The 21525-nt window shown below is 73.7% G+C and carries 21 protein-coding genes; 11 read left to right on the plus strand and 10 right to left on the minus strand.

Annotation, left to right across the window (positions count from 1 at the left end):
• Positions 1-8: 8 nt before the first annotated feature.
• Entirely contained in the window at positions 9-1007 is a 999-nt protein-coding gene (locus tag RMN57_RS04150; RefSeq protein WP_313761987.1) for a YdcF family protein, read from the plus strand.
• Positions 1008-1239: 232 nt separating this feature from the next.
• A complete protein-coding gene (locus tag RMN57_RS04155) occupies positions 1240-2787 on the plus strand; it encodes a PHB depolymerase family esterase (protein WP_313761988.1) in 1548 nt (515 codons plus the stop codon).
• 120 nt (positions 2788-2907) lie between these two features.
• On the opposite strand, the gene RMN57_RS04160 is transcribed toward RMN57_RS04155, so the two are convergent.
• Entirely contained in the window at positions 2908-3570 is a 663-nt protein-coding gene (locus tag RMN57_RS04160) for a GPP34 family phosphoprotein (protein WP_313761989.1), read from the minus strand.
• 160 nt (positions 3571-3730) lie between these two features.
• On the opposite strand from RMN57_RS04160, the gene RMN57_RS04165 reads away from it, so the two are divergent.
• A complete protein-coding gene (locus RMN57_RS04165) occupies positions 3731-4411 on the plus strand; it encodes a DUF6445 family protein (protein ID WP_313761990.1) in 681 nt (226 codons plus the stop codon).
• 57 nt (positions 4412-4468) lie between these two features.
• On the opposite strand, the gene RMN57_RS04170 is transcribed toward RMN57_RS04165, so the two are convergent.
• Positions 4469-5128 carry an endonuclease gene (locus RMN57_RS04170; RefSeq protein WP_313761991.1) on the minus strand — a complete coding sequence of 220 codons (660 nt, stop codon included), beginning with the start codon at positions 5126-5128 and terminating at the stop codon, positions 4469-4471.
• Positions 5129-5251: 123 nt separating this feature from the next.
• On the opposite strand from RMN57_RS04170, the gene murQ reads away from it, so the two are divergent.
• The 3 genes from murQ (at position 5252) to RMN57_RS04185 (ending at position 7688) form a co-directional block, all read left to right on the plus strand.
• Positions 5252-6226, plus strand: coding sequence for an N-acetylmuramic acid 6-phosphate etherase (gene murQ / locus RMN57_RS04175; protein WP_380234246.1), 975 nt, complete (start codon positions 5252-5254; stop codon positions 6224-6226).
• Between the two features lie 198 nt (positions 6227-6424).
• Positions 6425-6811, plus strand: coding sequence for a hypothetical protein (locus RMN57_RS04180; RefSeq protein WP_313761992.1), 387 nt, complete (start codon positions 6425-6427; stop codon positions 6809-6811).
• Between the two features lie 118 nt (positions 6812-6929).
• Entirely contained in the window at positions 6930-7688 is a 759-nt protein-coding gene (locus RMN57_RS04185) for an SOS response-associated peptidase (protein WP_313761993.1), read from the plus strand.
• A gap of 30 nt (positions 7689-7718) precedes the next feature.
• On the opposite strand, the gene zapE is transcribed toward RMN57_RS04185, so the two are convergent.
• A complete protein-coding gene (zapE, locus tag RMN57_RS04190; protein WP_313761994.1) occupies positions 7719-8810 on the minus strand; it encodes a cell division protein ZapE in 1092 nt (363 codons plus the stop codon).
• A 119-nt stretch (positions 8811-8929) separates the two neighbouring features.
• Between zapE and RMN57_RS04195 the strand changes: the two genes are divergently transcribed.
• Positions 8930-9181 (plus strand): hypothetical protein, encoded by a 252-nt coding sequence (locus tag RMN57_RS04195; protein WP_313761995.1) that lies wholly within the window; start codon positions 8930-8932, stop codon positions 9179-9181.
• Positions 9182-9268: 87 nt separating this feature from the next.
• On the plus strand, positions 9269-10150 hold the full coding sequence (locus tag RMN57_RS04200; protein WP_313761996.1) for a Rieske (2Fe-2S) protein: 882 nt from the start codon (positions 9269-9271) through the stop codon (positions 10148-10150).
• A gap of 108 nt (positions 10151-10258) precedes the next feature.
• On the opposite strand, the gene RMN57_RS04205 is transcribed toward RMN57_RS04200, so the two are convergent.
• The 5 genes from RMN57_RS04205 to RMN57_RS04225 all read right to left on the minus strand — a co-directional run bounded on the left by RMN57_RS04205 (position 10259) and on the right by RMN57_RS04225 (position 15443).
• Positions 10259-10495 (minus strand): hypothetical protein, encoded by a 237-nt coding sequence (locus RMN57_RS04205; RefSeq protein WP_313761997.1) that lies wholly within the window; start codon positions 10493-10495, stop codon positions 10259-10261.
• Positions 10496-10723: 228 nt separating this feature from the next.
• On the minus strand, positions 10724-12001 hold the full coding sequence (locus tag RMN57_RS04210; RefSeq protein ID WP_313761998.1) for an ABC transporter permease subunit: 1278 nt from the start codon (positions 11999-12001) through the stop codon (positions 10724-10726).
• Entirely contained in the window at positions 11998-12786 is a 789-nt protein-coding gene (locus RMN57_RS04215; protein ID WP_313761999.1) for an ATP-binding cassette domain-containing protein, read from the minus strand. Before RMN57_RS04215 ends, RMN57_RS04210 begins: the two co-directional genes overlap by 4 nt.
• 114 nt (positions 12787-12900) lie before the next feature.
• Complete coding sequence (locus RMN57_RS04220; protein WP_313762000.1) at positions 12901-13995, minus strand: substrate-binding domain-containing protein; 1095 nt, start codon at positions 13993-13995, stop codon at positions 12901-12903.
• 395 nt (positions 13996-14390) lie between these two features.
• Complete coding sequence (locus RMN57_RS04225; protein WP_313762001.1) at positions 14391-15443, minus strand: AraC family transcriptional regulator; 1053 nt, start codon at positions 15441-15443, stop codon at positions 14391-14393.
• 150 nt (positions 15444-15593) lie between these two features.
• On the opposite strand from RMN57_RS04225, the gene RMN57_RS04230 reads away from it, so the two are divergent.
• Positions 15594-16475, plus strand: a complete 882-nt coding sequence (locus RMN57_RS04230) for an MBL fold metallo-hydrolase (protein WP_313762002.1) — start codon at positions 15594-15596, stop codon at positions 16473-16475.
• 111 nt (positions 16476-16586) lie between these two features.
• Here the strand turns inward: RMN57_RS04230 and RMN57_RS04235 are convergent, their stop codons facing one another.
• Together RMN57_RS04235 and RMN57_RS04240 are read right to left on the minus strand one after the other, a co-directional pair.
• On the minus strand, positions 16587-17105 hold the full coding sequence (locus RMN57_RS04235) for a hypothetical protein (protein WP_313762003.1): 519 nt from the start codon (positions 17103-17105) through the stop codon (positions 16587-16589).
• Between the two features lie 136 nt (positions 17106-17241).
• A complete protein-coding gene (locus RMN57_RS04240) occupies positions 17242-18036 on the minus strand; it encodes a metalloregulator ArsR/SmtB family transcription factor (RefSeq protein WP_313767708.1) in 795 nt (264 codons plus the stop codon).
• Between the two features lie 160 nt (positions 18037-18196).
• Between RMN57_RS04240 and RMN57_RS04245 the strand changes: the two genes are divergently transcribed.
• Positions 18197-19999, plus strand: a complete 1803-nt coding sequence (locus RMN57_RS04245) for a serine/threonine-protein kinase (RefSeq protein WP_313762004.1) — start codon at positions 18197-18199, stop codon at positions 19997-19999.
• A gap of 176 nt (positions 20000-20175) precedes the next feature.
• Complete coding sequence (locus RMN57_RS04250; protein WP_313762005.1) at positions 20176-21513, plus strand: FAD-dependent monooxygenase; 1338 nt, start codon at positions 20176-20178, stop codon at positions 21511-21513.
• Positions 21514-21525 lie beyond the last annotated feature (12 nt).

The raw sequence follows: 21525 nt of genomic DNA on the forward strand, positions 1-21525 counted from the left end.
ATACGGGCATGATCGCCTACGCCCCCGCGGCCCTGTTCTTCGTCCTGTGCGGGATCGGGGTCCTGCGCGACCGCCGCCGGTTCAGCAATGCCGTGCTGCTCGGCATCGCCGTCTCGCTGCTCGCCGTGGCCCTGCTCGCCGAGCTGCGCAAGGCGCCGACGCTGGTGGTGGAGCTGGCGGCCGCCGCGATCATCCTGCTGCCCGCGATCGGCACGCTGGTCCTGATCGGCTTCCTGATCTCCAACGGCCTGACCATGATCCGGAAAGAGGGCTTCCGGCCCGCCAACCTGCTCTCGCTGCTCGCCGGCCTCGGCATCCTCGGGGTGATCGCCCTGCTCGTCGCCGCCGCGGTGACCGACTCGGTGCGGCTGGGCGTCATCGCGGGCACCGCCGCCCTGGTGGTCGGCTACATCTCCTTCCTGTTCGTCTGCTTCGTCGGCTACGCCTTCCTGTACGGCCGCCACCGGCCGCGCGGGGACGTGGACTTCGTCGTGGTGCTCGGTTCCGGCCTGATCGGCGGCGAGCGGGTGCCGCCGCTGCTCGCCAGCCGGCTGAACCGCGGCCGCGAGGTCTACGAGAAGCAGGCCGCGCGCGGCAACCCGCCGGTGCTGATCACCTCGGGCGGCCAGGGGCCGGACGAGAAGCTGCCGGAGTCCCACGCGATGGCCGACTACCTGGTCGCGCAGGGGTTCCCGGAGGAACGGATCGCCCGCGAGGACCGCTCCCGCACCACCGAGGAGAACCTGCAGTTCAGCAAGGTGCTCATGGAGCAGGCCAAGCCCGGATACCGCTGCGTCATCGTCACCAACAACTTCCACGCCTTCCGGGCCGCGCTGACGGCCCGGAAGACCGGCGTCAACGGGCAGGTGTTCGGCTCGCCGACCGCGGCGTACTACTGGCCGAGTGCGACGATCCGCGAGTTCGCGGCGATCTTCCTCTCCCACAAGCTGATCAACTTCGGGATCTGCGGCTTCCTCGCGCTCTGCGGGCTGCTCGCCGCGCTCTGATCCACCGCCCCCGGGCCACCGGGCCCCGGCCGCGTCGCCGGGGCCCGACGTGTTTCCCCCGCCACCGGCGCGGGGCCCGAACGGCGTGCCGGCGAGTGGTCGCGGTGCCATGGCGCGGCCCGCCATGGCGGGCCGCGGGAGGCCGTCTGACCGTCCCATACCTCCCGGCGGTCCGACGCGCCACGCTGCAGGGCGTCCCACCCGAACTCCTCCCCCACCCCGGAGTCGCCCCATGGCCGTGCCGCCCACCCCTCCTGGCACTCCCCACCCCGCTCGCCGTCCCACCGTCCGCCCGTCCGCCGTACCGGGCCGGCGGGGCGGGCGGCTCGCCCGCTGCGCCGCCGCCGCACTGCTGGCGGCGGGCGCGCTCGCCGCCGGCCCCGCCACCGCGGCGACCGCCGCCTCCGCCACGGACACCGCGAACGCCCCGGTGAGCGGGACGTTCCAGCAGATCACCGGCTTCGGCACCAACCCCGGCAACCTCGCCATGTACAGCTACGTTCCGGCAGGCCTGCCGGCCGGTGCCCCGCTGGTGGTCGCGATGCACGGCTGCGTCCAGACCGCCAACGACTACTACCGCAATTCCGGTTGGACCAAGTTCGCCGACCTCTACGGCTTCGCGGTGGTCTTCCCGCAGACCGACGCCACCAACAACGCCCTCTCCTGCTTCAGCTGGTTCGACGCCACCAAGGACGGCCGGGGCGTGGGTGAGGCGAAGTCGGTGGTCGAGATGGTCGCCAAGGCCGAGTCACTGTACGGCTCGGACGGCCACCGGGTGTTCGTCACCGGTCTCTCGGCGGGCGGCGGCATGGCCGCGGACCTGCTGGCCGACTACCCGGACGTGTTCGCCGGCGGGGCGATCGACGCGGGGCTGCCCGCCCACTGCGCCACCGCCCAGAGCGCCGCATCCGGCTGCCAGAACTCCGACCAGCGGCTCACGCCCGCCCAGTGGGGGGACAAGGCCCGCCGGGCGTACCCGGGGTACGGCGGGCCGTGGCCGCGGGTGGCGATCTGGCAGGGCGGCGCCGACACCACCGTGAAGCCGGTCAACGCGACCGAACTGCGCGACCAGTGGACGGACGTGTGGGGCATCGGCCAGACCGCGTCCGCCACCCGGAGCCTGCCCGGCGGCACCACCGAGTCGGTCTACCACGACCCGAACGGCCGGCCCGCCGTGGCGCTCTACTCGATCGCGGGAATGGGGCACGGCCTCGCGGTCGACCCGGGCTCCGGCGCCGACCAGTGCGGGGCCGCCGGCAGCTACTTCCTCGACACGATCTGCTCCAGCTACTACACCGCGCGGTTCTGGGGCCTGGACGGCGGTGGCACCACCACCCCTTCACTGCCCGCACCCGCCGCCCTGACCGCGACCGCCGCCGGAACCGACTCGGTCGCGCTCACCTGGCAGGCCGTCAGCGGTGCGGCCTCGTACGCGGTGTACCGGGACGGCGCCAAGGTGGCCGGCCCGACGAGCACCTCGTACACGGACACCGGCCTGAGCGCGGGCACGTCCTACGGCTACCGCGTCGCCGCCGTGGACGCGGCGGGCACCGAGGGCGAGCGCTCGACGACGGTGACGGCGACCACCGCCGGGGGTACGCAGCCCTGCTACACCGACAACAACTACAACCAGGTCAAGGCGGGCCGCGCCACCCAGAGCGGCGGCCTCACCCACGCACTCGGCTCCGGCCAGAACATGGGCCTGTGGACCACCTTCACCACCCACACCCTGAGGCAGACCGCCCCCGGCTACTTCGTCCTCGCCGACGGTCAGTGCTGAACGGCCGGTGCTGAACGGCCAGTGACCTGAACCCTGAACCGGCCGGCACTCGACCGGTCGGCGCCGGCCGCCCCCGCCCGCGCGGGGCGCCGGCGCCGGCGGGGACGGGCGGAGGAGGTGTCAGGAGACCACTGCGATCGCCGCGGTGGCGGCGAGGACGCCCAGTGCGGCCTGGGTGGCACGGATCCCGTCCCGGACGGCGTCCCCCGCCCACTGGCCGTCGGCGATCTCGGCCATCCGTGCCACGACCTGTCCACGAGCCAGATCGGGGAAGGCCAGCCGGTGCAGACGCGCGCCGTGGAGCAGGGCGATCAGTCCGCTCGTACGCCCGTCCGGCTCGGCGCCCTCCAGCACCACCCTGGCGAGCCGGCCGCGCAGCTCGCGCTCGACCGCGCCGTCCGCCTCCGGGTAGCGGCGGACCGGGAAGAGCCCGAGCATCCGGTGCTGTTCCTGGGTGACGATGCCGCGCTCGCACAGGCTCGCCAGCGTCGCCTCGACGCTCTTGCCCTGGTCCTTCATCAGCCAGCCCGCGACCGTCGGGGACTTGGTGGTCCGGGTCCAGGCCGCGATCCTCTCCAGCAGGCCGTCGAGCAGCGCGAGGCCGGTCGGCGAGAGGTCGACCACCTCCAGCCGGCCGCCGTCGGTCCTGACGCTTCCGGCAAACGTCAGCTCCAGCAGCAGGCCGCTGGTGACGGTCCAGCCGGCCGCCCACCGGTCCTTCGCCTGGCCGCTCTCGTCGTCCAGCGACAGCAGCATGACCTCTTCGCCCAGCGTGACGGGCATGTCCCACCCCTTGTGATCAAGAAACACACGTATATCCGGACGGGACGATTCCGCCCCCGGAAAGGTTCCCGGAGCCGCACGCCGAGGGCTCCGGGCAGTTGACGAAAGGTTGACCTGCTCACGGCAGAACGTTGGCGATCTCCGCGCCTATGGTCGGCGCATGCCCCCACAGCCCCCGAGGCGGACGGCCCTACCGGTCCTGCCCTACCGCAAACCCACTCCCGGCCGGGACTACTGGGTCCTGGACGACGTCCTGCCGGACCCCGACGCCGTCCGCGAGCGGGTCCTGACCCGTGGCGACTGGACCCAGGGCCACCCCTACCGGCCCGAGGCCTGGCCCGGTCTGCGCACCATGCCCGGCCTGGAGGCCGACGAGCTGGCCCGGGTGGAGGCCCTGGTGCGCAGGTCGACCGGCGCCTCCCGGCTCTGGGTGCAGAGCACGCCCGGCGGCGGCACGCTCAACCACAACTGCGTCCAGCTCGTCGGCGCCGGCGAGTCGGACTCGCGCCCGCACACCGACTCGCGGGCGCTCTGCCGCTACGCCGCGGTGCTCTACCTCTCCCCCGACGCCCCCAAGGACGCCGGCACCAGCTTCTACCGCCAGCAGTTCCCGGGCGGCCGGCTCGGCGGCAACCTGGTCAACGCCCCCCACAACAACCTGGTCGAGGCCCTGGGCACCCGGCACGTCCCCGGTGACGCGTTCGCCGAGGACGTCCGCGTCCCCAACAAGTACAACCGCCTCCTGCTCTACCACGCCAACCTGATCCACAGCGCCACCGCGTACTCGGGCATCACGCTGGAGGAGCGGCGGATGACGGCGGTCTTCTTCTGGATGGCCTGAGCCGCTGGACGGCCTGAGCCGCGGCGGTTGACCGGGTCCGGGCGCGGATCGGCCCGGTCAGCGGTGCGCCCCGGCCGCCGACGCCTCCAGCAGCTCGCCCGGCTCCCCGTGCGCCAGGCCGACCCGGGTCAGCGCCGCGGCCAGCCGGGCCCGTTCACCGGCCCCGACCAGCTCCGCCAGGCCCTCGGCCGAGTGCGGCAGGCCGAGGTCCGCGGCGACGCGGCGCACCCGCTCGTCGAAGAAGGGCCGCAGCCCGGGCCAGACCTCCTGGGCCTCGCGGCAGAAGATCCCCGCCCCGACCGGCCCGATCCGCGGGAACTCCCGGAGCAGGACCAGCACCCGGTCGGGTGATCCGCCGGCCTCGTCGCGCAGCCGCCGGAGATCGCCGTGCCAGCGGTCGAGCAGCAGCTCGGCGCCGCGGCCCAGCGCGGTCGCGGTGCTCTCGTCGTACCGCACGTAGTGGGCGCGCCCGAGCGCGTCCACCCGTGCCCGCCAGGTCGACCCGGTCATGGCCCGCGGTGTCCGCAGGCCGTCCGCGAAGAGCTCCCGGGCGGCGGCGACGGCCGTGGCGGCGCTGATCCGGACCGAACAGAGCACCGTCAGGACGAGCAGTTGGTAGAGCGGCGCAGGGGTGTCGCGCAGCGTGATCCCCGCCTCGTCGGCATAGGTCCGCCCGTACTGCTCCATCAGGGTGGCGACGGTCCGGTCACGGTCCATGGCAGGCCTCCCTCTCCCGGGCACCTGCCCCGATCCGCTCCGCCCATGCGTGCGCACGCCGAAGGACCCGCCCGAACGGAGTCGAGCCGGTTGGCTCCGCTCCGCCGTGGGGAGAAGGGCCTCGTGGAGAGCGAGCAGCCGACCGAACCGGCCCCGACGGCGCCCCCGGCGCCCCATGGCCCGGCCGCCGCGGCGGCCGGGCCCGCAGTGACCGAGGCGGTACGGCCGGAGTGGTCCGGGATCGACCGCCTGCCGACGATCGACCTCCTGCGGCTGATGAACGCCGAGGACCGCACCGTCGCCGAGGCGGTCGCCGCCCGGCTGGAGCCGATCGCGGCCGTGGTCGACGCCGTCGCGGCCCGGATGGGCGCGGGCGGCCGGCTCGTGTACGCGGGCGCAGGGACGGCGGGGCGGCTCGGGGTGCTGGACGCGAGCGAGTGCCCCCCGACCTTCGGCACCGGCCCCGACCAGGTGGTGGGCGTGATCGCGGGCGGGGCGGCGGCCCTGGTCGGCGCCGTCGAGGGCGCTGAGGACCGGCCCGAACTCGCCGTCGCCGATCTGGAGGCGCTGGCCCTCACGCCGGCCGACACGTTGGTGGGCGTCTCGGCCTCCGGCCGGACGCCGTACACGGTGGCCGCCGTCCGCCGGGCACGTGCCGCCGGGGCGCTGACCGTGGGGCTGGCCTGCACCCGGGGTTCGGCGCTGGCGGCCGCGGCCGAGCTGGCCATCGAGGTGGAGGTCGGCCCCGAGGTGGTGGCGGGCTCGACGCGGCTCAAGGCCGGCACGGCGCAGAAGCTGGTGCTGAACCTGCTCTCGACCGCCGTCATGGTCCGGCTCGGCAAGACGTACGGCAATCTGATGGTCGACCTCCGAGCGGTCAACGAGAAGCTCCGCGACCGGGCGCAGCGGATCGTCGCCGAGGCGACCGGCGCGGACGGGGCCACGGTGCGGGCCGCGCTGGCGGCGACCGGCGGCCGGGCCAAGGACGCCGTCCTGGTCGTCCTCGCCGGGGTGGACGCGCCGGCGGCCGCCGCGCTCCTCGCCGCCTCGGGCGGGCGGCTGCGCGAGGCACTGGAATCGGCGCCGCCGAAGCGCTGACCCCCGGCCGGACGCACTGCCGCATCGGCTGCGCCACCGGGCCGTGGCGGGCCTGCCACCCGCACCCCCTTGCCATCGAGGGCACGTAGGGGTATACGAAGCAGTGAGTGGGATCCGGCTGCGGCCGGCCCGCACGGCGTCCTGCCGCAGGCCCCGGGGACCGCGAGACCGGAGAGCGAGACCGGAGAGGAGCAGGAGATGATCACCGAACTGGCGGTGGAACGGGTCGAGTTCACCTGCGGCCACTGCTGGCACCAGTGGAGCGCGGACTTCGACCTCCAGCACGTCCGGGACGAGGACGGCACCGATTGGGAGTACTTCTCCCTCAACGGCATCCCGGTCGCGTCCCCCTACTCCGCCGACGGAGCGCAGGCCTGCCCCGAGTGCCACCGGCACTGGGTCGGGCACCTGGCCGCACGCCGGCTGGTGCCGCTGATCCCCGACGAGGAGACCGTGCCGCGCAGCCGTATCACCGAGCCGGCCGCGCACCGGCCGGAGCGGCACACCGCACCGATGCTGTCCGCCACCGCGCACCACCGGCCCGCGGAGCGGGACCTGTCGGCGGCCGCGGGGCGCGTGGGCTGAGCCCGCCGAAGCCGACCCCCGCCTGCACCGGCCGACCGCACCGCGCGGGCCGGCGCCACCGACGCGCTTTAGGGGCCGTACGGGCGATCGGCCCGCCGCGGATGGCAGAGTGGTGGGCATGTGCGGACGCTTCGTCTCCACCACGACCCCACAGGACCTGGTCGAGCTGCTCGGGGTGACCCGGTGGACCCCGGTCGAGACCCTCGCGCCGAGCTGGAACGTGGCGCCCACCGACCCGGTCTGGACGGTGCTGGAACGCGTCGACCACGACACCGGCGAGCTCTCCCGACAGCTCCGCCCGGTGCGCTGGGGCCTGGTCCCGTCCTGGTCGAAGGACCCGAACGGCGGGGCCCGGATGATCAACGCCCGGTCCGAGACGGTGCACGAGAAGCCCGCCTTCCGGTCCGCCTTCGCCAAGCGGCGCTGCGTCCTGCCCGCCGACGGCTACTACGAGTGGGTGCAGGTGCCCGCCTGCGACGGCCGCAAGGCGTACAAGCAGCCGTACTTCCTCCACCCGGCCGAGGGCGGGCCGATGGTGATGGCCGGGCTCTACGAGTTCTGGCGCGACCGTTCGGTGCCCGAGGACGACCCGGCCGCCTGGCTGGCCACGGCCACGATCATCACCACCGACGCCACCGACGCAGCCGGGCGCGTCCACGACCGGATGCCGCTCACCATCGGCCCGGCCGACCTGGACGCGTGGCTCGACCCCGAGCACACCGACCCGGTGGGGCTGCGCGGGCTGCTGCACACGCCGGCGGGCGGCGAACTGCTCCTGCGGCCGGTCTCCACCGACGTCAACAGCGTCCGCAACAACGGCGCCGACCTGCTCGCCCCGGTCCCGGACCCCCTCGGCCACGGCGACGGCCCGGCGTAGGGCCCGCGCCACGGACCGCGCGCCGGTGCGTCAGGTGGACCTGAGCAGGGCGAGCCGGCTGGCCGTCCGGTCCAGGTCGCGGACGAGGCTCTCGTCGGGAGCCGGTCCGGAGATCGGGTCGGCGCCGATCAGCACCAGCCGGACGTCCCGGTCACAGCAGACGTCCACCAGGTCGGCGAAGCGCCGGCGCCCGTCCGCGGTCGCGTCCTCCAGCGCCGGCACGCCGGTGAGCACCAGGGTGGGGAAGCGTTCGGCGAGCGCCAGCTGGTCGGCGGCGGAGGTCAGCCCCTCGCACAGCTCGGCGAAGCCGAACCACGCCTCACCGTCGCGGACCGCCGCCGCTCGCAGCGGGCGGCCGTGCACCACCACCTCGGCCGCCTCGGCCGCGGTCGGCGCGCTGAGGCCGAGCGCGCGCAGGCCGCTCTCGTCACCGGTCCGAAGCCGCGCGCCCTGCGTGAAGCGCTGCCGCCCGCCCTCCGCCGACGAGCGCCGCTCCCGGCGGAAGTCCACCGGGCCCGCGATCTCCACCACGTCCATCCGCTCCTCGATCAGCCGGATCGTCGGCTCGAAGAGGTGGTGGTACAGCGGGTTCGGCATCAGCCCGGCGGGCGGGTAGTTGGACGTGGTGACCAGGGTGATCCGCCGGTCCAGCAGGGTCCGGAAGAGCCGGGCCACGAGCATCGCGTCCCCGGCGTCGTGGGCGTGGAACTCGTCGAAGACCAGGACCCGGCAGTCGCCGAGCAGTTCGTCCACGGCCCGGTCGACCGCGGCCACCCGCTCGCCGGCCGCCTCCCGGTGCGGGTCGGCGGTGTGCAGGGCGACGCCCTCGTGCAGGCGGCGGAAGAAGTCGTGGAAGTGCAGCCGCCGCGCACGGGGGGTGGCCAGCCCGTCCAGGAAGGTGTCCACCAACCAGCTCTTGCCCCGGCCCACCGGGCCCCACAGGTAGACGTGTCGCGGTGGGTGGCGGTTGAACAGACCGACCCGGGCGAGCTCCCCGGCCAGCTGCGACAGCCGCTCCACGGCCGGCCGTTGCGCCGGATCCACGGCGAAGCCCCGCTGCTCGGCGGCCCGCCGGAAGTGCGCCTGCATGGTCTCGTACTGCTTCGTCGCCCTGTCCGTCACATCCTCGGACCCTAGCAGGGCGTCAGAAACGTTTCGGGGGCGCCCACCTGGGCGGCTCGGGGCGCTGCGGTGGCCCGCACCTGGGCGCCGGGGTCGGCGGGGTCGTCGTACGGAGCAGCGTGCCGGGCTCGGGGCTCCGGGCGGCCGGCCTGGAACTGCTGATCGGCTCCGCCGGGCCCGCCCTCGGCGACATCCGCGCCGGGGGCCTGGCCGCCCGCTACGGCGTGCGCGCCGCACTCCGCTCCGGCGGCCTGCTCTGCCTCGCCTCCGCCGGCGTGCTCGCGGCCGCGCTGCCCGCCCTCTGGCGCTACGACCCGCGCACCGACCCGCACGCGGCGGCCGTCCGGGCGGCGGCCCGGGTCGGGCCGTGACCGCCCGCCCTGCGACGCGGCCGCCCGGCCTGCGGCGAAGACGGCGCGCCGATGTTTGAGTGTGCGGGCTGTGGCTAGCCGCCGGGCATGGACACCATCGCGCACATCCCCCTCCGGTCCCGACGGCTGCGCGACGCCCTGGACGCGCCGGCCGACTGGGACTTCCTGGACGCACCGGCCGGGTCCCTGCACAACGTCTTCGAGGCGCTGCCGCTGGGCCGGTACCGCGACATCCTGCACGGCGTCCCGCTCGGACACCCGCTCCACCCGGCGCTCGCGCAGCTGCCGCTCGGCTGCTGGGTGTCGGCCGGACTGCTCGACGCCACCTGCCACCGACGGGCGGCCGGCGTGCTGGTCGCGGCCGGTCTGGCCACCGTCGGCCCCGCCGCACTGGCCGGCTGGACCGACTGGGCCGAGCTCGACACGCCCCGCCGCCGAACGGGCCTCGTCCACGCCACGGCGAACATCGCCGGCGTGCTGCTGTACGCGGGTTCGCTGGCCTGCCGCTGCCGGGGCCACCCACGGGGCGGCCGGCTGCTCGGCTGGGCCGGGCTGACCGCTGTCTCCGCCGCCGCCGCGCTCGGCGGCCACCTCGCCTACCACCAGGCGGCCGGGCCGAACCGCACGGCCGCGGTGCACCGACTGGCTCCGCCCGACTGGTTCGATCTCGGGCCGGTGGACGAGTTCACCGAAGGCGTTCCGGCCCTCCGGATGGCCGGCGAACTGGCCGTCGTGGTGGTCCGGACCGGTGACTCCTTCGCGGTGCTCGCCGAACGCTGCGCCCACCTGTCCGGTCCGCTCTCCCAGGGCTCGGTGGTCGACGGGTGCCTGCGCTGCCCCTGGCACGGCAGCCGGTTCCGGCTGCGGGACGGCGAGGTCGTGAGCGGGCCCGCCACCGCCCGGCAGCCCGTGTTCGAGACCCGGGTGCTCTCCGGCCACCTGGAGGCCCGGCTCCCCGGCACCGGATGACGGGCGACGACGGCAGGGGCGACAGCCCGAGCAGGTGCGGGTCCGTCCGGGCCCGCACCGAACCCGCCGCAGTGCCCCGCCGCCCCGCAGTGCCGCCGCCCGCCGTGCTCAGGCCTCCTGGGCGTCCAGCCAGTGCAGCAGGATCGTCCGCTCCGCCTCGGTGCCGGCGTGGCTGGCCGGGTCCAGGGCCCACCGGCGGATCCGCACGAGGGTCTCCGGGTCGAGGTCGAGGTAGAGCCGCCAGTGCGCCCGGGGGTGGCAGTCGGGGTCGGCCGGTTCGTCGCACTCGTGGCAGTGGGTGAAGAACGCGTTCACCAGACGGTGCGCGATCGACTCGGCGGGCATGGCGGGAACTCTTCCTCTGGACTCGGTTCGCGCCGCCGACCTCCCCGGGCCAGGGCGCACGGTCTCCAGGGTGCGGGGAGCCGTCCGCCGCCCGGCAGGGGCGAACGTCCCGAGCAGAGCCCGCCCGGAACCCCGGGCCCCTCGCCCCCCGCCCCGCCCCCCGCCCCCGGAACACGCCAAGGCCCGGTACCCGTGGGGGTGGGTACCGGGCCGGTCTCGGGGTACGGGTCAGCCGCGACCCGAGGACTTCTGGGTACGGCGCGAGACCGAGTCGAGCACGACGGCGGCGAGCAGCACCGCGCCGGTGATCATGTACTGGATGGCCTGCGCGGCGTGGACCATGTCCAGGCCGGTGGTGATCGACTGGATGACCAGGATGCCGAGCAGCGCCGACCAGGTCTTGCCGCGCCCGCCGAAGAGGCTGGTGCCGCCGATGACCGCGGCCGCGATGGCGCTCATCAGGACGTTGCCGCTGCCCAGCGCCTTGTCCGCGGAGCCCTGCTGCGAGGCGATGAACAGGCCGCCGAGCCCGGCCAGGCCGGCCGAGATCATGAAGACCGAGATGCGGACCCGGGCGACGTTGATGCCCGCCCGGCGCGCGGCCTCGATGCCGCCGCCGACCGCGAAGATCTTCCGGCCGTACGAGGTGCGGCGCAGCACGAAGTCGGTCAGCACGACGACGCCGAGCAGGATCACCAGGGGCAGCGGCAGGCCGCGGTCCTGGTTGAGGGTGTACGCGCCGACGAGGGCGAGCACCGCGAGGGCGCCGGTGCGCAGCGCGATCTCGCCGGTGGTCCGGCCCGGGAGGCCGGCGGCGGCGCGGCGGCGGGCCTCGATCAGCTGGCCGGCCAGGAAGACGCCGATGGCGAGGATCGCGAGCACCCAGGCGAAGGCTATGTCGCCGTCGCCCAGGAAGTAGGTGTCCAGGTTGGCGACGACACCGTCGTTGATGTTGTTGATGGTGCCGAGCTTGCCGAGCACGTAGTCCTGGAGGCCGCTCCAGGCGAGCATGCCGGCCAGGGTGACGACGAACGCGGGCACGCCGATCTTGGCGAAGAAGAAGCCGTGCAGGGCGCCGATGGCCACTGCGGCGGCGATCGCGATCAGGATGGCGAGGCCTTCGTTGAGGCCCTCGCGCACGGCCAGCACCGAGGTGATCGCCGCGGTGACACCGGCGATGGAGCCCAGCGAGAGGTCGATCTCGCCGAGCAGCAGGACGAAGACCACACCGACGGCGATCAGACCGGGGCCGGCGATCCACTTGGTGATGTTGGTCAGGTTGTCGGCCTGCAGGAAGTGGCCGGTGACGCTCTGGAAGATGACCGCGATCAGGACCAGGCCGATGACGACCGGCAGGGAGCCGAGGTCACCGCTCTTGATCTTGCGGCGGAACTCGTCCACGTAGCCGGCGACACCGCCCTGGCGCACCAGCAGGCGCGGGTCCACCGCCGGGGAGGCGGGGGTGGCGGGGGTGTCGGCGGTGGGGGTGGTCTGGCTGGTGCTCACTTCGCTTCCTCCGCGATGCGTGCCTGGCGCCGGGTGACGGCGTTGTCGGTGGCGCCGGTGATGGCGGAGATGATCTCCTCGGACGTGGTGCCGGCGACCGGGAAGGTGCCGTTGTTGCGGCCCAGGCGCAGGACGGCGACGGTGTCGGCCACCGCGCGGACGTCGGCCATGTTGTGGCTGATCAGGATCACGCCGAGGCCGCGCTCGCGCAGTCGCTCGACCAGGTCGAGGACCTGTGCGGTCTGCTCGACGCCGAGGGCGGCGGTGGGCTCGTCGAGGATGACGATCCGCGGGTCGCCGACGAGGGCGCGGGCGATCGCCACGACCTGCCGCTGCCCGCCGGAGAGGGCGGCGATCGGGATCCGCACGCTCGGGATCCGGATCGAGAGGGTGTCCAGGAGCTCCTTGGCGCGGCGTTCCATGGCGACCTCGTCCAGCGTGCCGTGGCGGCGCAGCTCACGGCCGAGGAAGAGGTTGGCGACGACGTCGAGGTTGTCGCAGAGGGCGAGGTCCTGGTAGACGGTGGCGATGCCGAGCGTCTGGGCGTCCTGGGGGCGGGCGATGCGTACCTCGCGCCCCTCCCAGCTGATGGTGCCCTCGTCGATCGGGTGGACCCCGGCGATCGTCTTGACCAGGGTGGACTTGCCGGCGCCGTTGTCGCCGACCAGGGCGACGACCTCGCCCGCGTGGACGTCGAGGTCGACGTCGGTGAGTGCCTGGACGGCGCCGAAGCGCTTGGAGACCTCGCGCAGCGCCAGTACGGGTGCGCCTGTCACGTGAACCATCTCCTGCGGGGTAGTGCTCGGGGCGGGGTGGGTGTGGTGGGTGCGCGGGCGCCGGGGCCGGCGCTCCCCGGGGTGTGGTGGGGAGCGCCGTGGCCACCGGGCCCGGCGGGCGCGTTACTTGAGGCCGGCTGCGGCGCAGGCGGCGGCGTAGTCGCCGGCGCAGATGTCGGCGGCCTTGTAGAGGCCGTCGGCGATCACGGTGTCGTTGATGTTCGCCTTGGTGACGATCTTGGGCTCCAGCAGCTTGGCCGGGATGCCCTTGTCGGTGTCGCTGTCGATGGTGGAGGGCGCGACGGACTTGAGGTCCTTGCCCTGCAGGAGGTTGACGGCCAGTTCGGCGGCGCTGTCGGCGAGCGGCTTGTAGGCCTTGTAGATGGTGTAGGCCTGGTCGCCGGCGACGATGCGCTGGACGGCGTCGAGACCGGCGTCCTGGCCGCCGACCGGGACGGTGATGCCGGCCGACTTCAGCTGGGTGATGATGGCGCCGGCCATGCCGTCGTTGGCCGAGTAGACGGCCTGGAAACCGTCCTTGCCGAGCTGGGTGATCGCGGCACCGATCTTCTGGCCGGCGACGGTGGGCTTCCACTCACCGGACTGCTCGTAGACGACCTTCTTCACCTTGCCGTCCAGCGCCTTGTGGGCACCGGACTTGAACTTGGCGGCGTTCGGGTCGGCCTCGTCACCGTTGATCATGACGATGTTGGCGTCCGCGGCCTTGGCGCCGAGCGCCTCGACCAGGGCCTGGCCCTGGAGCTCGCCGACCTTCTCGTTGTCGAAGGAGACGTAGGCCGAGACCGGGCCGGTCGCCAGGCGGTCGTAGGCGATGACCTTGACGCCCTTGTCGGCCGCCTCCTTGACCCAGGACTGGGTGGACTTGGCGTCGAAGGCGTCCAGGATGATCACCTTCACACCCTGGGCGATCAGGGTGTCGAACTGCTGCTTCTGCTTGGACGCGCTGCCTTCGGCGTTGCTGTACTGCACCTTGCAGTCCGGGCACAGCGCCGCGACCTTGGCCTCGATGAAGGGCCGGTCGAAGGACTCGTAACGGGTGGAGGAGGCGTTCTCCGGGAGCAGCAGGCCGATGGACTTGCTGTCGCCGGAGCTCGCGCTGTCCTTCTTGTCTGCGCCGGCCTTGCCACAGGCGGCCATGGACAGGGCCATCGAGACCGCGGCGGTGCCGATGACGACGCGACGCATCGTTGCGTTCATGGTGGGGGGTGCCTCCCTGACGGTGCCGCAGCGCTGCGGCGGGGTGGGAGGAGTTAACCCGGCTGTCTCGCATGACGTCAATAAGTAAATTCAAGACAGCCAGAGTCGACGGCTATTCGTTATCTTTGTGAACGCCTACCCGCGATTGAAACTTGGAGGAAACTCCGAACGCCCACCCGACAGGTTCGGACAGAACGGGCTAATAACCGCGATTGCACCCCTCCCCCTGGTACGGACCAGCGGTGATGGAATCGTGCCGGTCCACCATCGATCCACCCCTACTTGAGCACATTACCTTGACAGGGGCAGGGCAAAACACCTCTTGTGTTCAAGACTTTGATCGGTAGCGGAACGAAGGCCACCTCATGGTCGGCACCCGTTCAGCACGGACCGGATCAGGCGGGGGCCGGTCGCTCGACGGCGATCGCACCCGCGGCGCGGGCCGCGCGGTAGCGGCCCGGAGTGGTGCCGAAGAGCCGGCTGAACGCGTGCGACAGTGCGTACGGCGTGCTGTAGCCGACGCGCCGCGCGATCACCTCCAGCGGATCGTCCGTCTCCTGGAGCAGGGTCGCGGCCCGGGTCATCCGCCACCAGGCGAGGTAGGCCATCGGCGGACGGCCGACCAGCGCGGTGAACCGCCTGGTCAGGGTGGCCCGCGAGACGCCCGCCCGGGCCGCCAGCCCGTCCGTGCTCCAGTCCCGGGCCGGGTCCTCGTGCACCGCGCGCAGCGCCTCCGACACCACCGGGTCGCCGAGCGCCGCCGGCCACCGCCCACGAGCGGGCCCGGCGCCCTCGCCGGCCCGGTCACCGGTCCCCGGGTCGTCCGGCCCGGCGCCCGGCCCGCGCTCCAGCCAGGCCCGGACCAGGTACACCAGCAGCAGGTCGACCAGGCTGGGCACGGCGAGCGCGCCGCCGGCCCGGTCCGCCACCACCTCACCGCCCAGCAGGTCGACGGCGGCCCGGAGTTCCGGGTGGCTGCCGACGCTCGTCGGCAGGTGCAGGACGTCCGGCAGCTCGCGCATCAGCGGATGGGTGCGGCTGTGCTCCAGCCGGTACTTCCCGCACAGCAGCTCGGTCACCGGGCCGTCGGCCGACGCGCCCTGCGGGCCCACGGCCCCGGTGGCCCTCGGCGGCCGGGGCCCCGGCACCGACCCGGCCGGACCGAGCAGACGGTCGACCGGCACCGCCCGCTCCACCTCCGCCAGCTCCAGCGGAGCAGCCGCGAGGACGTGCCCGGTGCCGTGCGGCAGCAGGACCGCATCACCGGCGGCCAGGCTCAGCGGCGCACCGCCGTCCGGGAGCAGCCAGCAGCCGCCCTCCAGGACGACGTGGAAGCCGGCCCCGTCGTAGCCGGGGATCCAGGCGCTCCACCGGCCCGCCACCCGCAGCCGATTGGTGGACGGCCGCCCGATCCGCACCGCCGCGATCGCGTCACTCACCACGTCCATGCGGGCCAGGATAGCGCCGCCGGTGCCGATCTGAGCCGCTGTCGTATTCAAACGAGCCATTCACGCATTGAACGGCTCATCAGACGGCTCCTAGTCTCTACAGCAGCGGGGCCGAGGGGGTCACCGCAGGACCTCATCGGGAGGAACACGGTGGAGCGGATCGTGCTCGGCGACGCCGAGATCACCAGGGTCAGGGAGTGGGACGGGCCGTTCGCCCCCGCGCAGGCGATCGTGCCGGGCCTGGCGGCCGAGGTCTGGCAGGAGAACGAGGAGTGGCTGGCGCCCGACCACTGGGACCCGGCGACCGACAGCCACGTCGGGGCGCTGCAGACGTGGGTGGTGCGCCACGGCGGGCGCACCGTCCTGGTCGACACCGGAGTGGGCCGGGACCGGGATCGTCCGGGCAACGCGCTGTTCCACCGCCGGCCGAGCGACCTGCTCGGCCGGCTCGCGGCGGCCGGCGTGCAGCCCGAGGACGTCGACGTGGTGGTCAACACCCACCTGCACGTCGACCACATCGGCTGGAACACCATGGACCAGGAGGGGACTTGGGTGCCGGCCTTCCCCAACGCCGTCTACCTGATGCCCGCCGCCGACCACGTCTGGCTCGCCGCCGAGGCCGAGCGGGACCGCACGGGCGCCCGGGCGCTGATGTACGCCGACAGCGTCCTGCCGATCGAGCAGGCCGGGAAGGCGGTGCTCTGGGAGGGCGAGTACCGGATCGACGACGCGCTCACCCTGGAGGAGGCGCCCGGCCACACCCCCGGCTCCTCGGTGCTGCGGCTCGCCTCGCACGGTGAACGGGCCGTGTTCGTCGGCGACATGATGCACAGCCCGGTCCAGATCCTGCACCCCGGTTCCAACAGCTGCTTCTGCGAGGATCCCGAGCGGGCCGCCGCCAGCCGCCTGCGCGTCCTCCAGCGGGCGGCGGACAAGCGCGAGTTGGTGGTACCGGCACACTTCGGTGGCACGGGGGCGGCCGAAGTGCGGCGCAACGGCGTGGGGTTCGCGGTCACCCGCTGGGCGGGCTGAACCGGCCGGGGAACACGCTGTGACGGCTCGACTGAACTGACGAACAGTCAATTGCACTGCCCGGCCCGCACGATGTGATCCCCAGCCCGCACACCACCGGCGGCCGGTGCGTCACGCCGCCGCTTCGGCGCCACCGCCGTCCGGCAGCAGGGAGAGCAACTGCTTCGTGTGGCCAGGGATCTCGGCCTCCGCGAGGCCGGTGACGAGGTCCCGCAGCGACACGGGCGCGTCCACGAGCACGGTGCCGTGGGACAGCAACAGGGTGGGCACGGGCGTGTCGAGCTCCGGCCCGCTCAACGCCGAACCACCGAGCGCGCAGAGCGACTCCGCCTGGCACCGGATGCGCTCCCGGAGCCCCGCCGTGCCGCCGGCGAGCTCGATGACGCGGTCGATCGTCCAGGTGTCCTGCGCCAGACGGTTGTCGTAGGTGGTGTTCGCGCCCGCGGCCACCGAGGCGGCGGCTCCGACGGTCGCCGCCGTGACGAGGGCGACGTGCGCGAGGATCCGATCGGCGTTCCACTCCCCCTCCGGCGGCGTCGAGACCCGGTCGCCGGCCGCGGCGACCGCGGCGGCGGCGTCCAGCAGCGCCCGGTACGCGTCACGCAGCGCGGTGGTGTCCATCAGGTCCATCAGGTGCACTCCCTCTTCTTCGCCCGACGGTGTTCTCTCGGCGGCGGCGCGGCACCGGGGCGCGGCGCCGGGGCGCCCGGGGTCGGTGCAGGCCCGCGCCGATCCCGGGCCCGCGCCGGCCCCGGCGTCCGGCGGCTCAGGCGTGCGGGCGTCGGCCGGACATCTCCCACGGCGCCTGCGGCAGCACGTCGCCCGTCTCCAGCAGCGACTTCAGGTTCGCCAGCACGGCCGGCCACCCGTGCGCGATGCCGTTGCGCATGTCCAGGTTGGGGAGGTTCTCGTGGGTCACGGTGAGCCGGACGATGTCCTGGTGCGGCTCGACGAGGAAGGTCACCACCGAGGCGTCCCCCGCCGGATCGGCGCCGGGGGTGTCGTTGAAGGTGACCACCAGGCGGGTCGGCGGCTCGGCCTCGATCACCCGCCCGACGACGTCGACGGCGCCCGAGCCGTCGACCCGGCGGTGCTCCCAGGTCGAGCCCGGCTTCCAGTCCGAGACGTTGGCGTGGGCCCAGTACCGCGCCGTCAGGTCGGCGTCGGTCAGGGCCTCCCAGACCCGGTCCGCGCTCGCGCGGATGTAGGTCACGTAGACGTAGGTCGGTACGGATTGCGATGCGACGGTCATGGCTGGCTCCTCGGCCCGGCTCTTGATGGCACTGATCGCTTGCAGACGTGGTCGGTCGAACCCGGAGATCCAGCGCTCCTCGATCTCGTGGATCGGCGCCGGGTTCAGGTAGTGAAGCCGTTCCCGTCCGCGCCGCACCACGGCCACCAGACCGGCGCGCTCCAGGACGTCGAGGTGCTGGGTCGCCGACTGGCGTGCCATGCCCAGCCGCTCGCACAGTTCGCGCAGCGTCTGGCCGTTCTGCTCACGCAGGCGGTCGAGGAGGAGTCGTCGGGTGGGGTCGGCCAGTGCTTTGAAGACCGCGCCCATCGCTGTCTCGTCGGGGCTCACCCTTCGATTATGCAGGCATTTACCTGCCTATTGTCAACGACCGGCCCTGAGCTGGGAGAACGGTCGCGGACACGACCGTCCCGACCGGCCGTCGAGACGTGATCGCTATCATGGCGCCGGTCGACGAGGGGGGACGGCGATGGCAGCCGCGGCTGGTGGTACGGCAGGCGAAGAGGCGCGCGAGGGCCTGGTCGTCGCGGACAGGTACCGGCTGGTGCGCCGACTGGGCGCCGGCGGGTTCGGGCAGGTCTGGCAGGCGGCCGACACCGTGCTGCACGTCGACGTCGCGGTCAAGCAGGTCTGGCTCGCCCCGGCCATGGACGCCGCCGAGACCAGCGAACGGCTGCTCCGGGCCCAGCGCGAGGCGCGCAGCGCCGCCCGGCTCCGCGACCACCCGCACGTCGTCGCCGTGCACGACGTCGTGGTGGCGGACGGGGTGCCGTGGACGGTGATGCAGCTGGTCGCGGGGAGCTCGCTCGCCGACCGGCTGGAGGCGGGCGGGCCGCTCGCGCCCGGGCACGCCGCCCGGATCGCCGCCGCCATGCTCTCCGCGCTCGGCGCCGCGCACGCGGCGGGCATCGTGCACCGCGACGTGAAGCCGGCCAACATCATGCTGGCCGACGACGGCCAGATCCTGCTGACCGACTTCGGCATCGCCCTGCGGCACGAGGAGACCGCGCTGACGGTGTCCGGGGCCGTCATCGGCTCCGTCGAGTACATGGCGCCCGAGCGGATCCAGGGCGAGGGCGACGGGCCGGCCGGGGACCTCTTCTCCCTCGGCGTCGCGCTGTACCACGCCGTCGAGGGGCGGTCCCCGTTCCGGCGGGCCACGCCGACCGCCTCGCTGCTGGCCGCGGTCTCCGAGGAGGCCCCGCCGCTGCGGCACACCGGCACCCTCGCGACGGTGATCCGGGGCCTGATGGCCAAGGACCCACGGCAGCGGCTCACCGTCGAGGCGGCCACCGAGCTCCTCGCGGGGCCGGCCGCGGCCGCCCTGCCCGGCCCCGCCGCGGCGAACGCGGCCGTGGCCGCGACCGTGACCACGAACGCGACCGGAAGCGAGGCAGCCACGCACGTCGTCGCCGCCCACCCGACCGGGCCGGTCCTCCCCGCACCCACCACGCCGTTCACCGTCCTCGATCCCGTGCCGACTCCGGCGCCGACCCCGGCCCCGGCTCCGGCTGCACCTGTTGCGTCGTCGAACGCGTTCGTGCCGGAGCCGGCCGCACCCGGCGCTCCCGTACCCGAGGTGCCCGAGACCGCCCCCGGCAACCGTCCGAAGCGGCGGTGGGGCGTGATCACCGCCTCGCTCGTCGCGGGCGCCACCGCGCTGGGTGTGGCCTTCGCCGTGCCCTACTTCTCCGGGACCGGGGAGATCCAGTCCAAGCTCCTGAAGAAGAACGAGCTGCCGGCCGGCTACCGGACCGACTGGGGCGCGGGTGACATGGGCTACCTGAAGCCCGTCTCCGGCAGCTGGCCGTGCGCGGCCCGCAACCGGCAGGTCGTCTGGAAGCACTCGGAGGACGACACCGTGGAGTACGTCCGGGACGGCGGCGACGCGAGGACCCGCTACGGCTTCAACGAAGGCCTCCGGAAGGCCGATCCGGCCACAGCGGCCCGGAACCTGCAGGCCGTCCGGGACGAGATCGCCGAGTGCGCGTCCTCCACCGTGGACCTCAAGACCGGTCGGAGCTCCATGCGCTGCGAGATCGCCATCACCGCCCTGCCGGCCCCGCAGGCCCCCGGTCTCGACATCGTGGGCCGCCGGGAGACGTTGACCTGCAGTGAGGGCGGCAGCACGTACGCGCCCGCCGTGGTGGAGAAGTTCACCACCGCGAAGGGCGGCTACCTCGTCGAGTTCTTCGCCACCGACAGCCACCCCTTCCCGCCCGCCGACGAGACCTCGAACCTGATGACCAAGGCCCTGCGCAAGCTGTCCTGAGCCCGCTGCGGCCGGGCCGTCGGCTCTCCCCGGCCCGGCCGCCCCGGCGAGGTCCGCCCGAACGGGCGTCCGTCGCTCGTTCGGATGGACTTCCGTGCGGGAAGGGGGAGTTCGGGCACGGATTCCGCGATCGTGAACCCCGAACCCGAACCCCGGAATCTCGGCACGGAGGCCGCATGGGCAAGAAGTACGCATCGGGACGGGCCGTCGTCATCGGCGGCGGCTACGCGGGGCTGGTGGCCGCGCGGGCCCTGGCCGACCACTTCGGCGAGGTGGTGCTCGTCGAGCGGGACCACGTCGACGCGGACACGGGCGTCCACCCCAGCGCACCGCAGGGCTATCACGCGCATGCGATGCTCGCCAGGGGCGGCGAGCTGCTGGAGCAGCTCTTCCCGGGGCTGCGCAGCGAGTTGGAGGCCGACGGCGCGCCCGTGTTCGACTACGGGCTCGGTATCGACTTCCTCCTCCCCGGTGGGTTCGCCCCGAGGCGCCGCACCGGCGTGATGATCCAGAGCTTCACCCGCGACGAGCTGGAACGGCGGATCCGCCGCCGGGTGCTGGACCTCCCCGAGGTCAGGTCGATGCCCGGCACCCGGTGCGAGGGGCTGCTGCGGGACGCGTCCGGCCGGGTCCGCGGGGTGCGGTACGCCGCCGCGGGGGCCGACCCCGAGGAGCTCTCCGCCGACCTGGTCGTCGACGCGTCGGGCCGCACCAGCAAGGTGGAGGAGTGGCTGAGGGCCGACGGCGTCGCGGTGCCGCCGAAGCGCGTGGTCAAGGCCAAGGTCACCTACACGTCGATGAACTTCGACCGGCCCGCGGACCGGTCGGCGGACTACCAGATCGCCTACCAGATGCTCTTCGCCCCCGAGGTGCGGCAGGCCGGCGTGCTCCTGGCCGTCGAACGCGGCCGGTGGACGTGCTCGTTGTTCGCCTACGACGACGAACCGCCCACCGACGACAGCGGCTACCTGGCGTTCGCCAAGGGGCTGCGCAATCCGCACCTGGCCGAGCAGATCGAGCAACGCACCGTCCAGGAGCCCACCCACCGCTACACCAACCTCGACAACCAGTGGCGCCAGTACCACGCCGTCAAGGAGTGGCCGGAGCGGCTGGTCGCCCTCGGGGACGCCGTCTGCGTCTTCAACCCCGTCTACGGCCAGGGCCTGACGGTCGCCGCCATGGGGGCGGACCTGCTGGGCCGGATGCTCGCCGACCGCGGGCCGGAGCAGGGCCTGGACGGTCTCGCCCGGGCCTACCAGCGCCGGCTGGCCCGGCTGGTGCTGCCGCCGTGGACCCTCTCCACCAACTCGGACCTGATGTGGAGCCCGGGCGGGCAGCCGCTCGCCGCGCGCATCGCGCACTGGTACAACGAGCGGCTGCTGCGGGTGGCCGTACGGGACGCAGGGGTCTGGGCGCGGTTCGTCCGGGTCGTCAACATGGTCGGCTCCCCGGCGCTGCTGTTCCACCCGGCCGTGGCGCTGAAGGTCCTCACCGCGCCGGCCCGCCGGCGGTAGCCGACCCGCAGC

This window comes from Kitasatospora sp. CM 4170, from assembly GCF_032110285.1.
Classification (GTDB): Bacteria; Actinomycetota; Actinomycetes; order Streptomycetales; family Streptomycetaceae; genus Kitasatospora; species Kitasatospora aburaviensis.

Excerpts from the sequence above, each read along its gene's own strand:
- RMN57_RS04155 (WP_313761988.1), top strand. The coding sequence starts at position 1,240 with ATGGCCGTGCCGCCCACCCCTCCTGGCACTCCCCACCCCGCTCGCCGT.
- RMN57_RS04240 (WP_313767708.1), bottom strand. The coding sequence starts at position 18,036 with ATGGGCGCGGTCTTCAAAGCACTGGCCGACCCCACCCGACGACTCCTC.
- RMN57_RS04160 (WP_313761989.1), bottom strand. The coding sequence starts at position 3,570 with ATGCCCGTCACGCTGGGCGAAGAGGTCATGCTGCTGTCGCTGGACGAC.
- RMN57_RS04185 (WP_313761993.1), top strand. The coding sequence starts at position 6,930 with ATGTGCGGACGCTTCGTCTCCACCACGACCCCACAGGACCTGGTCGAG.
- RMN57_RS04235 (WP_313762003.1), bottom strand. The coding sequence starts at position 17,105 with ATGGACCTGATGGACACCACCGCGCTGCGTGACGCGTACCGGGCGCTG.
- RMN57_RS04180 (WP_313761992.1), top strand. The coding sequence starts at position 6,425 with ATGATCACCGAACTGGCGGTGGAACGGGTCGAGTTCACCTGCGGCCAC.
- RMN57_RS04220 (WP_313762000.1), bottom strand. The coding sequence starts at position 13,995 with ATGAACGCAACGATGCGTCGCGTCGTCATCGGCACCGCCGCGGTCTCG.
- RMN57_RS04205 (WP_313761997.1), bottom strand. The coding sequence starts at position 10,495 with ATGCCCGCCGAGTCGATCGCGCACCGTCTGGTGAACGCGTTCTTCACC.
- RMN57_RS04200 (WP_313761996.1), top strand. The coding sequence starts at position 9,269 with ATGGACACCATCGCGCACATCCCCCTCCGGTCCCGACGGCTGCGCGAC.
- RMN57_RS04215 (WP_313761999.1), bottom strand. The coding sequence starts at position 12,786 with ATGGTTCACGTGACAGGCGCACCCGTACTGGCGCTGCGCGAGGTCTCC.
- RMN57_RS04225 (WP_313762001.1), bottom strand. The coding sequence starts at position 15,443 with ATGGACGTGGTGAGTGACGCGATCGCGGCGGTGCGGATCGGGCGGCCG.
- RMN57_RS04165 (WP_313761990.1), top strand. The coding sequence starts at position 3,731 with ATGCCCCCACAGCCCCCGAGGCGGACGGCCCTACCGGTCCTGCCCTAC.
- RMN57_RS04170 (WP_313761991.1), bottom strand. The coding sequence starts at position 5,128 with ATGGACCGTGACCGGACCGTCGCCACCCTGATGGAGCAGTACGGGCGG.
- RMN57_RS04250 (WP_313762005.1), top strand. The coding sequence starts at position 20,176 with ATGGGCAAGAAGTACGCATCGGGACGGGCCGTCGTCATCGGCGGCGGC.
- RMN57_RS04245 (WP_313762004.1), top strand. The coding sequence starts at position 18,197 with ATGGCAGCCGCGGCTGGTGGTACGGCAGGCGAAGAGGCGCGCGAGGGC.
- RMN57_RS04150 (WP_313761987.1), top strand. The coding sequence starts at position 9 with ATGATCGCCTACGCCCCCGCGGCCCTGTTCTTCGTCCTGTGCGGGATC.